Annotated in this window: 7 protein-coding genes; 2 read left to right on the top strand and 5 right to left on the bottom strand. The window is 35.3% G+C overall.

From position 1 onward, the window contains the following. Positions 1 to 146: 146 nt before the first annotated feature. Positions 147 to 1,265 (bottom strand): tetratricopeptide repeat protein, encoded by a 1,119-nt coding sequence (locus TERY_RS18225; protein WP_196797114.1) that lies wholly within the window; start codon positions 1,263 to 1,265, stop codon positions 147 to 149. Positions 1,266 to 2,359: 1,094 nt separating this feature from the next. Here TERY_RS18225 and TERY_RS18220 point away from each other — a divergent pair. Both TERY_RS18220 and TERY_RS18215 read left to right on the top strand, forming a co-directional pair. Continuing rightward, positions 2,360 to 2,686 carry a YbjQ family protein gene (locus TERY_RS18220; protein WP_011613171.1) on the top strand — a complete coding sequence of 109 codons (327 nt, stop codon included), beginning with the start codon at positions 2,360 to 2,362 and terminating at the stop codon, positions 2,684 to 2,686. Positions 2,687 to 2,971: 285 nt separating this feature from the next. Continuing rightward, a complete protein-coding gene (locus TERY_RS18215; protein ID WP_011613170.1) occupies positions 2,972 to 4,366 on the top strand; it encodes a carotenoid oxygenase family protein in 1,395 nt (464 codons plus the stop codon). 775 nt (positions 4,367 to 5,141) lie between these two features. Here the strand turns inward: TERY_RS18215 and TERY_RS18210 are convergent. From TERY_RS18210 to TERY_RS18195, 4 genes are all read right to left on the bottom strand, one after another. Then, positions 5,142 to 6,473: a Rieske 2Fe-2S domain-containing protein gene (locus tag TERY_RS18210; RefSeq protein ID WP_011613169.1), complete on the bottom strand. Its 1,332-nt coding sequence runs from the start codon at positions 6,471 to 6,473 to the stop codon at positions 5,142 to 5,144. Between the two features lie 144 nt (positions 6,474 to 6,617). Next, positions 6,618 to 8,153: an anthranilate synthase component I gene (gene trpE / locus TERY_RS18205; protein ID WP_011613168.1), complete on the bottom strand. Its 1,536-nt coding sequence runs from the start codon at positions 8,151 to 8,153 to the stop codon at positions 6,618 to 6,620. A 392-nt stretch (positions 8,154 to 8,545) separates the two neighbouring features. Next, entirely contained in the window at positions 8,546 to 8,974 is a 429-nt protein-coding gene (locus TERY_RS18200) for a photosystem I reaction center subunit II (protein ID WP_011613167.1), read from the bottom strand. A gap of 452 nt (positions 8,975 to 9,426) precedes the next feature. Further along, positions 9,427 to 11,496, bottom strand: coding sequence for a DICT sensory domain-containing protein (locus TERY_RS18195; RefSeq protein WP_011613166.1), 2,070 nt, complete (start codon positions 11,494 to 11,496; stop codon positions 9,427 to 9,429). Between the last annotated feature and the right edge of the window lie 941 nt (positions 11,497 to 12,437).

Genomic DNA, 12,437 nt, shown 5'->3' with positions numbered 1-12,437 from the left:
CGGTCGACCAGCATCAAACCACTGCCAAACTAGCAGCAGCTCCAACATGTCAACCCGCCGAGCGGCTAAGGCTCAGTCAAAAACCTAGTACCTAACAGCCGGGGAAAATATTAACTACCTTTGTCAGCAACAACAAAAGCCTAAAATTAATCTTCCAACTCCACCATCATACTTTCCACCATTTCCTTACCCTCAAAATTATCCTGTTCCTCAAATAATTTTAAAGCAGTTTCAAAAGCTCTTAATGCTTCCCCTTTGCGTTCTCTACCTTGAAGAGCCAACCCCATTTTATAATGAGCATCTGCATTCTCAGGATCAGCTTGAATAACTCGCCGATAAATAATTATTGCCTCTAAATAATTCTGCTGTTCTAAAAGTATCCCCGCAGCAGCAAACTTAGCTTTCAACAACGATCGGTCAACATAAAAAGCTCTTTTATAAGCCCTCAAAGCACCTTCAGTATTATTCTGCGCCTGATAAATTTCCCCAACTTGAAACTGAATATCTGCATTTCGAGGTTCCAAACGAGAAGCTAACTCCAGAGCTACCAAAGCGCCCTTAGTATCTGCAGCCGCTAATAAAGCAGTCGCCAACTTAATTTGTATCTCCGCATTTCTAGGAGATAACTTTTCAGCCTCTCGTAAATGTACTAATGCTTCAGGAAAAAGTCTTTCCTTAAGTAACACTAAGCCCATCGCAGCATAAGCTTCAGGATTTTTAGGATTAGATTTAATTGCTACTTCATATGCAACCCTTGCCTCACCATATTTCTCCAGGCGAAACAATGCAGCACCCAAACCTAAATGAGTATTAACATTATTTCGGTCTAGGAGAGAAGCACGGCGATAAGCCTCAACTGCCGCCTGATAATTTTCCAATTTTGCCATAGCATATCCTAAACCATATTGAAACTTTGCATTATGAGGATCTATAGCTATCGCCTGTTGGTAAAATAGAGCTGCCGCTTGGAAATTTTCTTGCACTGCTTCCAAGTAAGCAATACCCGAATATATCGTAGCATTTTTGGGGTCTAAACGTACTGCCTGTTGATATATTCTTATGGCTTCTTGATATTTTTTCTCATCTGCTAATTCTCGTCCCTGACGTAGTAGTTCATCTAGTTCTGAACCCGCAGTTTGATCAACTCGAGCCCATAATTTGTCCCCACAACTTGGAAAAGTAATTGAGGTTTCATTTGTCTTCCTTATTTGTTCACAAGGAGCTCCGTAAGCAATAGAAGGAATAGTGGCCAAAATAAGACCCACTATTACACTATTAAGTATTGGTATTTTTTGTTTGTACACGGCCAGCCTAAAGTTAACATTAATAATGTTTACATAAGTTATTAATCATATCAGCTTGTTCATGAATTATCTACAAAGAATTAACCAAAACTTACCTTGAAAATCTTGTCTATACTGAGCTGTATTAGCGATCGCCTATTTCTATCCTTTAACAAGGTTAAAATTATTTTTCAAAACTCAATATTTGAGTTATAAGTTATCAATATCTCAGGGATTAAGGTTTGTCAACCTGACAGTATGTCACATATAAATTATTTCGTCACCATTCGGTACATCCTCATTGTTATACTACTTTAAAAATTGTCATTTTGCCAGAATTATTATCAATTCTCAACAGGCTTTATCTTAGCAAAAGTAGAATTTTCATATTTTTAAAATAGTTCAATAAGACTTTAAATCATCAATTTAAGTATTTTGAAAGTTTTATTTACCCAAGATATTACTATTAAGTAAATCAGTAAAATAATTATTCTGCCTTAATTATTTTTGATTTTAAAATGTAAAAAAAAAATATTTTTCATACACTTGTAATTAATTTCCAAAGTAGTATCAGACTATTAAAAAATATTATGAAAAGGGTTTTATAGTCAAAAATAGTGTAATTATTTCCATAAAAAAAAGATGTAAATAATCAGTAAAAATGAATTATTTAATAGTAATAAATATACCAAAATTAGCAACCTTTAAAAGTAGTATAATACCAATTTAAAAGCAAAAAAATAGACCAGAAAATCTATTAACTTAATCCTAAGTTAAACAGCAGTATTGGCTCTGAAAAAAATACTTATTTTGTTGAAATTTAATTGTCTTAATTGATTTTCCCTAATCTAGAAACCCTATTTTGATATTTTCCAAAGTCTTACAAATTCTTGAGCATAGACTTAGGGCCAAAGAGCAATAGATTGGAAATTTATTTCTATTTTTTGAGTTTTTATAACTTATTAGCGGATTACGATAACTTAGTAAAGTAATAACTTATTCAGTTCCTATAGTATTTCTACAGGAAAAAATAAAGTTGGGTCAGCTCAAAAAAATTAACTGGTAATAATTCAAAGATGATTATAACTACAACTGATGTAATTCAAGGATCTGAAGTTGAAGAATATTTAGGAATTGTAACTGCTGAAGTAGTTTATGGTAGTAATGCTCTTAGAGACTTCTTTGCTGGAATTAGAGACATTATTGGAGGTCGTACCGGTAGTTATGAGGAATTGTTTAAACAGGGCCAAGAAGAAGCGATCGCCGAATTAGAAAAACGTGCTAGACGCATGGGAGCCAATGCAGTTGTAGGAATAGAAATAGATACAGGCACCATTAATGTCGATGAAAAAGGTGCCTTGCTATTAATAACTGCAATAGGAACAGCAGTCAAATTAGCATAAATATTTTTAGCTCATAATTAATGACTTATGACTTATTATTTATGACTTATTTCTAATTTTTAGCTTAAGGCGAAACTAACCCTAAATGATTTTGAATATAAATCAGACATCATAAAAAAGATAAACTTTTTATTATACAAAATCTAACCACATTTTTATGATCAAGACTTTCTCTAATATCATTTAGGATCCTTATATGTAAATCTTGACAAGACTATACAGAATCGAAAAGTGGTCATAAGCTTTTAATAGAAGCTTAATTTTTTTCTATAGGAGCGACTTCTAATGACTACAACAACAAAATTTAACCCCTACTTAATGAGTAATTTTGCCCCAGTCAGCAAAGAAATAACCACTAACAACCTAGAAATTAAAGGTGAACTCCCTAGAGACTTATCAGGAATGTATCTTAGAAATGGCCCAAATCCTCAATTTACCCCTTTAGGTAAATATGATTGGATGGATGGCGATGGAATGATACATGGAGTAAGAATTAGTGGTGGTAGAGCAGAATATCGAAACCGCTATGTAAGGACGGGAGGATTTGAAGTAGAAAAAGACTTAGGTTATGCCGTCTGGAGCGGCAGATTAGAACCTCCCCAAATGAATAATCCCTATGGCCCATATAAAAACGTGGCCAATAATGGTCTAACTTTTCACAACGGAAAACTATTAGCCCTTTGGGAAGCAGGTTTACCTTATGAAATTAGAGTTCCCAGCCTAGAAACAACAGGACCATATTTGTGTGATGGTTACTTAGACTCTGCTTTTACTGCTCATCCAAAAATTGACCCCATGACCGGAGAATTAATATTTTTTGGTTACGCCCTTGATGTAGCTCCATATTTAAAATATGGTATAATCTCAGCTAGAGGCGAGCTATTACAGATAACACCAATTAATATACCCGTTCCAAGTGGTCCCCATGATTTTGCCATCACAAAAAATTATACAATTTTAATGGACTTACCATTACGCTTCCGTCCAGAAAGAGAAAAACAAGGTTTACCCGCTTGGATGTTTGAAACTGGAGTCCCCAGTCGTTTTGGTATTTTACCTCGCTGTGGAAACAATGAAGACATTCACTGGTTTGAAGCTCAACCTTGCTATATGAATCATATTCTCAATGCTTACGAATTTGAAGATGAAATAATATTATACGGTTGTCGCATGAGTTCAACTTATTGGTATCCTGGTACTGCTAGAGACCCCAATGAGAATATTCCCCGCATGTATGGATGGGCATTTAATCTCAAAACCGGTGCTGTTAGAGAAGGGATGTTAGACAAGAGACCCTCCGAATTTCCTTGTATTAATCATAGGTTTGTCGGTCGGCAAATGCGCTATGGTTATACTTCTAGAATGGCATCCTTGCGACCATTGTTTGATGGAATTATTAAATATGACTTCAGTACTGGTAGATCCCTATCCCATGACTTTGGTGAAGGTCGTTATGGGGGCGCCACAACCTTTGCTCCGAGAATAGGTTCTATTGATGAAGACGATGGTTGGTTGTTAACCTTTGTATATGATGAAAAAGAGAAACATTCTGAATTATTGGTTATAGATGCTCAGGATATTATGGGAGAGCCTGTAGCACGGGTAATGTTACCTCAGAGAGTACCTTATGGTTTTCATGGTACTTGGGTATCTGAAATGCAGTTGATAGCAAGTAACTAACAAATAATTAAATAGTTATCTTATCGGCTTTTAGCATTCAGCTATCATCTTTGGGAGCTAAGGGTTAAAATATCCTTCTCCCACACTCAAAAAAAATGAGCTTATTGCTGAGTTCTAGTCAATGCTTACAGTTTTTTTTCCTTGAGGTAAAGAACACCAGGGAGCTGTATTTGTCTTTGATATCAAATTTTATCTGATTTTATCTGATTTGATCTGATCACATATTCTTGAATACTTTTCAGGCAAGCACCCAGTTATTAAGTGGTTACCTTTTGAGAGCAACAAAACTTATGCATCAAAATTACAAACCTGGTTAATTTTCCTGACTATTATTTTTTACTCTCATAAAGCTTGAGCAATGAAAATATCGAATTTTTTTTTCATAAATCTGATAATTCCTAACTCATTCATTTTCAAGCATAGATATAATCAACAAAGTAAAATTTGAGGAATTAAACACAATTTTAATCCCACATAAATCCCAATCTTTAAAACTGCTGTAATTATTAAAATTTAATCTATTTTAATCCGTAAATTATATCTTGACAAAATGCTAATTTTTTTTCATAAATTATCTGATTTATAACTCATTCATTTTCAAGCATAGATATAATCAACAAAGTAAAATTTGAGGAATTAAACACAATTTTAATCCCACATAAATCCCAATCTTTAAAACTGCTATAATTATTAAAATTTAATCTATTTTAATCCGCAAATTATATCTTGACAAAATGCTAATTTTTTTTCATAAATCAGATAATTTCTAACTCATTCATTTTCGAGCATGGATATAATCAACAAAGTAAAATTGAGGAATCAACCAAAATTGCAATCCAGCATAAATTCCCATTCCTAAAACTGCTGTAATTATTAAAGGTAAACCTATTTTAATCCGTAAATTATCAGGCAATATAGCAACTCCAGAAACAGTAACTACGAAATAAGTTATCAGGAAAATTTGTAACCTTTTTAGATTTTTTAATGCCTGCCGACAACTACTACAATGCTGAGTATGTTGTTGATAACGATTTAATAGTGAGCCATGATTATTATTTACTAAAGAATTATTTGAATCACTAACTCCAACTTCACTCCAAGGTAATTGACCATGAGAATATTTATCAAACCAATTTCTAAACTCAATTACTAAACGGTCTGCACTTGTAGGTAATTGATAAGCTGTTTTCCAACTTTTACTTGATTGTTTTTGCTGCAGTAAATACTCTTGCTGATTTAGTAAAACCATATCTCCATCAAGAACCAAATTGCGATTTTGAATGTGGTCCCACCAACGGGGTGTCAACCGATGAATTATTTTCGCAAAGTTCCTAGGAAATTGAGCCACAATTCTAGATTTTCCAGGAGATACTGGCAAACAATAAGTAACTAGTCCTATTTTTTTGCCATCCTTACCAATACTAATTTCATATTCTAAACGACAAGGTGGTTCAAAAGTAATTATTGTAGGTAAACCTCTCGAAATAGAAACTTTAATTACATTGATCGTTGATTGTAAAATCTCCATAACTATTGGTCTAGCTTTGTTTCTATTACCTTGTACTCCGTGATGAGAAAAAGGAACATGACTCGGATCTGCGACATTTTCTACTAGAGTTTCCCAATCATATTCTAGATCGCGAACATAAGAAGACCACACAAAACCTTTCTCAGCATCTATTTGTGGTGATAATGGTAGGGGTGTACTAGCAGCTAAGTCTGCTGTTTTCCTATCAGGCCAAACCCATAGTAAATCATTTTCTTGACGTACTGGCAACGAAGTTACACAGAAATTTTGCCGATTTTTTTCTATAATTTCCTGATTTTCAGCTTGGGGAATATCAGTACAGATACCTTCAGAATTAAATTGCCAACCATGATAACTACACATTAAATTCCCAGTTTTTTCATCCACACGACCCTCGCTTAAAGGTGCGAGACGATGAGGACAAACATCTAAAAATACCTGGTAATTCTGAGAATATCTTGGCTTCCAAATTACTAAACCCATTCCCAACAAAGTTATAGAAACAGGAATTTCTGGGTCAAGGTCTTCAACAGGAGAAAGGGGATACCAATGCTGAAAAAAGTTAAACTCGGTTTGCATTTTTATTTCTTTTGATAATTCAAAAAATTACAGTTTAGGAAAAATATCACTAAATTTAATTCTTTTGATAATTCCAAAAATTACAGTTTAGGAAAAATATCAATAAATTTAATCTTACCAACTTTATCAACAAAAACTAATTATTTAATTACTATTCAAACACCTAATTGCCTCTAACAAACCTCTAGCTTTATTAATAGTTTCTTCGTACTCTGTTTCCGCTACAGAATCTGCAACTAAACCAGCTCCCGCTTGCACAGTTACAGTGTGCGTTCCATTATTTTTCGGCCTCACAACCATAGTTCTAATAGTAATAGCACTATTCAACTGACCCTCAAAATCATAATAGCCATAAACTCCAGAATAAACACCCCGCCGACAAGGTTCCAATTCATTAATTATTTCCATCGCTCGAATTTTCGGCGCACCACTCACAGTTCCCGCAGGAAAACAAGCTTTCAATAAATCCCAAGCAGTTCGATCATCTGCCAATTCTCCCACTACATTACTCACAATATGCATCACATGAGAATAACGTTCAATTACCATTAACTGATCAACCTTTACTGTTCCCACTTGACAAACCCGCCCCAAATCATTCCGACCTAGATCAACTAACATAATATGTTCTGCTCTTTCCTTCGGATCTTGCAACAACTCCTCAGCTAAAGCATTATCTTCTGCGTAAGTTTTACCACGACGACGAGTACCAGCAATAGGTCTAACAGTTGCAAGGCGTTTGCCATCAGGGGTTTTTTCCGCTTTCACCATAACTTCTGGACTTGAACCAATAACTTGCCAATTACCAAAATTAAAATAAGCCATATATGGGGAAGGGTTTATTAGTCGCAGGGAACGATACAAAGCAAAAGGTTCTCCTGTATATTCGGTAGAAAGTTGTTGGGAAATAACTACCTGAAAAATATCTCCTGCTTTGATGTATTCTTTCGCTTTTTCCACATTAGCACAAAATTTTGCACGGGGTGTGTTGCTGGTATGTATATCTGTAAATTCTTTGTCTTTTCCTTCAGGCGGTTGCCATTCTAGTAAAGTATTTTGTCGTGATAGGGGAGATCGTAATTTATCTACTAACTCAGAAACGCGATCGCAAGTTTGTTGATAAGCTAATTCTAAGTTTGCCTCTGGAGAACGTATATCCGCGTAAGCGATCGCCAAAATCTTCCGCTTTACCTGGTCAAAAACCAACAAATTATCCACCTGCATCCACAAACCATCAGGCAAATCATTTTCAGTAGCAGGATAAACCCCAACACGAGGTTCGATCCACCGAATTAACTCATAACCCCAGAAACCAAATAACCCCCCAATACCAGAAGGCAATTGAGGTAACTTTACAGGTTTATAGTCTTGGAGACAGTTATTTAGAACATCAAAGGGATTCCCCTCAAAAGTTTTAACTTTGCCATCCCGATAAGTTTGGGTAGTATGATCGCCCCTAGCTTCTAAGATCCACAATGGATCACAACCTAGAAAACTATAACGTCCGATTTTTTCCCCACCTTCAACTGATTCTAGTAAAAAACTGTAGGGTTGATCCTTACACACCCGATACCAAGAAGAAACAGGAGTATCAAGGTCTGCTATCCATTCTTGGTAGACAGGGACAAAGTTACCTTGTTTTGCTAGTCGGGAAAATTCAGAGAAGTCTGGAAAAATCATATTTCAAAAATTTTGAAATTGGTATTAGATTAAAAAATTATAACTATTTTATTTTAATGTTGGGATTTGTCATAGTCTCGCTATATTAGAATACCAATTAATATTGCTTTTTAACAAATAATATGTTAAAGAAAAAAACTGAAAGCATTTACAGATAAAGACTTTTCCATAGCAACTACACTACCATCAGCTTAACCATAAGTTTTTGTCACTTTAAATCTCTCTTAAATAAACAGAAAACCCAGAAAAATTAAAACCTCAGCTTTACATAAAATATCTAAAAGCCGAGGTATTAATAATAAAGAAATAAAAATGCAAAGAATATTTATAGCCTTAAATGCCTATATTATTTAGGGCTAATTCTATTCCATACCTAAATGATAGATCCGAGCCTATTCGTCATAGGGGTTTTTACCAGAAAACTTAAGGGTAGCAGGTTCTGGATTACTTCCAATATTACGATTAATCTTTCCTGCATAGGGACGGCCTTCATTAACCTTCTCAGGAAAGACACCATCTTTCGGATGTAGATATTCATTAGAACCATCGGGGAAAACCCGATAGATTTTGAAGTTATCAATTTTGGGCTTAAATTTAGTCCGTAATTGAGTACCGAGGGCCAAGCATTGCTCTTTGCGGGCTAAATAGAGTAGGTTTTCACCTTGATTCATAATAGCTGCCCCGCCTGTAGGCATTTCAAAAACCTGTTCTTTAGAGCTAGTCCAGGTAATAGCGTACTTTTCTTCAACTTCCGCCTTGGTGAGCAAGCCACCAGTGCTGCCACCAAAAATTGGAGGTTTGCCTATTAGTTCGTCTGCCATAGATTTCTTATATGAACCTTTTGATTGAATCCTATCACCAGGATTACTCAAGTTAAAACAATTGTAAGGTTCTGTTACAAAAGGATGATTGAAAGTATGGCCACACAACACCCTGAGGCACAAGTCAGAACTCAGAAATCACAAATAATCTATGACTGAATTTCAGCATTTAGTAATAAGCTGTTCTACTAAACCTACCTAAACTTACATAAGCGTAATTGCATAAGTTTTGGAGCTAGCTTCCGTGTTTCAGGAATATACAACTGACTGCAGTCTGTAACTTATCTAAGACCCAGGCAAAAAAAATTATCAGGAAGCTCAGGCTAATCATTCTCATACTTTCGCTCATTACTCATACTCAGACAATATTCCTATAGACCTGTAATTTTAAAGAGGTATAGTAAATTTTTATTTAACTATTCAATTCTCTTTAATTTGACTGCTATGTCAACTTAATTAAGTTCCTTTTGTCTTTCTTTTTGCTTCTGAGTATGATCAACAATTGGAATAGTAAAATGAAACTGACTGCCCTGATCTTTACCCGCCGACTCAGCCCAAATTTTTCCTCCTAAACGACTAATAATCTGACGACAAATAGCTAAACCCAAACCAGTACCACCAACACTACGACGTAAAGCACCTTCCTCTTGATAGAAACGATCAAATACAGCCTCTAACCTATCAGTTTCAATCCCACGGCCAGTATCAGAAATCGTCACCTCCAACATATTTTCACTATTGGAAGTAGCTGTAATTATTACTCTTCCTGCAGCCTGAGTAAACTTACAAGCATTGTCCAATAGTTTTGACAAAACTTCTACTAGCCATTCTCCATCGGCCAATACCAAAGGTAGTTCTGCCGATACCTGGGTAGTAATATTCGGTAACTCCTTCTCTAAGTTGTGACCACGAACACTACTTAAAGCTAAATCAACACATTCTAGTAGAGGTAGATATTCTATATTCCATTGAGCTCTACCACTTTCTAAGTGAGACAATGTTAAGAAATCTTGTATAAGATTTCGCATTCTATTTGCATCTCCCAATGCAGTTTCTAGCATTACCTGACGTAACTCTTCAGGCATATCTGGTTCTTGACTCAAACTTTCCAGGCAAACTTGGATAGTTGACAGAGGAGTTCGTAGCTCATGGCCAGTAATAGCAATTAAATTACTGCGAGTCCGGTCAAGAGCCTCTAATTGTTGATTTAATTCTTCTAGATGAGCATAAGTTTCTGTATGAATTAAAGTCATACTTAACTGAGTAGCGATTGCTTCTACTAAATCTATTTGTTCTTCAGACCAGTTATGGTCACATGATCCACAATTATGTAGTTCCACCATACCTAATACTCGTCCTTGGTACAGTAGGGGTATCATCAACCAACTCGAAATCTCCCATTGAGATATTAAGTTTTCTAGATAATTTTTACCCTCAGATTTAGCAGTTTCTGATGTTTGTGGCACTAAAGACTCAGGTAGCAAGCTTGTATCTTCTATATAAACTCGCCCTTGAGTTTGAATAGCTTCCTCAAACAAATAATTATCCTTTAAAGGCCATACCTGATTCAGCAAAGATTTTACTGATCGGCCCAAATACTCGTAAGTAATAATTGCTATTTTATCCGTAGGCCTACACTGGTAGATCAAACAGCGGCTGGCTAAAAGTGCTTTTCCCAGCTCTTCCACTGCCACTTTGATAATCTCATCAGGATCTAGCGATCGCCTAATAGCAGAAGAAATAATATTAATCAAGCGTTGTTTTTTTTCCTGAGCCGCAATTGAGCGATAAGCTTTAATCAACTTATACTGACTTGCTTGCAAATAAGTCACTAAACGTTGGGCAAAAGGATAATTAAAGTTATTATTTTCGATTACTTCTGAGGCTTTCTGAAAATTAGTACAACTATAGCTAGACTTACTCTTAACAGATTTTTTTCCCTTCCTTAAATCCAAATTGATACCATAAACTTCTGTAGCTCTTTGAACTTTTTCCTTTAACTCTGGTCTATAGTTAAGAATTCGAGTCAGTAATAAAATTGCAGATTCGAGACATACCTGACGCTCAAAAGTCCAGATACCTTCAAACCTACGTATTTGATCAATTCCATTGAACTGAGATATTTTCTTAGCTAGGCCAGAATTATCACACTCATTAGAAATCAAACAACTTGAATATCCTTGACCAAGCACCAATAAATTCCATTCTCTACTTAAAGCATCTTTACTATTAAAAGCCACCGTTTCGTGATACTCAGAAGAATGTTTAAACTCCGTTTCTGGTGCAGCTAGTACATATACTTGGGATGTTAGGTTTCCTATTCGTCGATAACGGTGAGCCTCCTGACGATAAAAACTTTCTTTCTGGAAGGTCGCTATTACCAGAGGTTGATCGGAGCTTGCTAAAACCTGGTCTTCCATTGCATGAGAGAGAGCAGTCAGGGATGACTTAAAGTAAATTTGTGGTTTTATCTGCGGAACCTCTAGCACCAGTTCTGCCAATACGGATTTAGGAATGGTCATCTGGCGATTGATTTTTCAACTATTGCACTGAATAACAAAAAATATATATGGTTGATTTTACATTCTCACTATTAATAAGCAGATACACAAAATTAATTACACACTTTTTCAGACTGAATCCCAAATACAGGTAGACTGAAATTTACTTAGGGTTAGTTAGTAATTTTATAACTTTTGCTTATTTGTCAATAATTATGGCATCGTTTGCGGAAAATTCCATAGAAAACCATAATTATTGAACTACCATTAATCTCTCAGTCAGTTAAACCTTCGTCAGGTAAGTTACCCTACCAGACTCGTATTCATAACCGGACGTGAGATTTTCATCTCCTTCTGAGATCCTCTCCCATACGTCCCAATTAAAAGGTACATCTTTAACTACTTTTAAGTCATTGACAGTTTTGGACTCGTGGCAATGTTAATGTAACAATTATTTGTTTTTTTATGTGCTGTTACCGCCTTTAGACCAGGGAAGGATGTAGTTAAATTCAATTTATACCGTTGACCTAAATTTTAGTCCACAAGATACAAATTTATTCTTTTACCGTTTCAAAGCTCATTGTAACTTCTTTCCTTACGACTAGATATTTCTTGGTTGTGTTACTCCAATAAGTCCAGTCATTAGTCTTTAGTATTTACACCCCGAAGTGAACTTCACCACCTCTGGATAATTTGTAAATTAACTTTTACAACTTAAATACATTATTCAAGGGCCTGTTAAAAATCTACATCCTTCCACTTGAGATTTAGATTGACACTGATTTATTTCAGCAAACCCTTTGTATCTCATACCACACTTCAAAGGGACTATGAGTTACTCAGTCTTCTCTCAAAATTTCTAGCCTTTTTCATCGCTAATAGTTAGGTTACACTACATCTAAGAGTGGTCATATCTCCGCGATGGCTTTTTACCCAATCATACTCTGCCTAAAATCTATGCC

Origin of the sequence: Trichodesmium erythraeum IMS101 (assembly GCF_000014265.1) — a bacterium.
Classification (GTDB): Bacteria; Cyanobacteriota; Cyanobacteriia; order Cyanobacteriales; family Microcoleaceae; genus Trichodesmium; species Trichodesmium erythraeum.
This window is presented reverse-complemented; position numbering and strand designations above follow the sequence as displayed.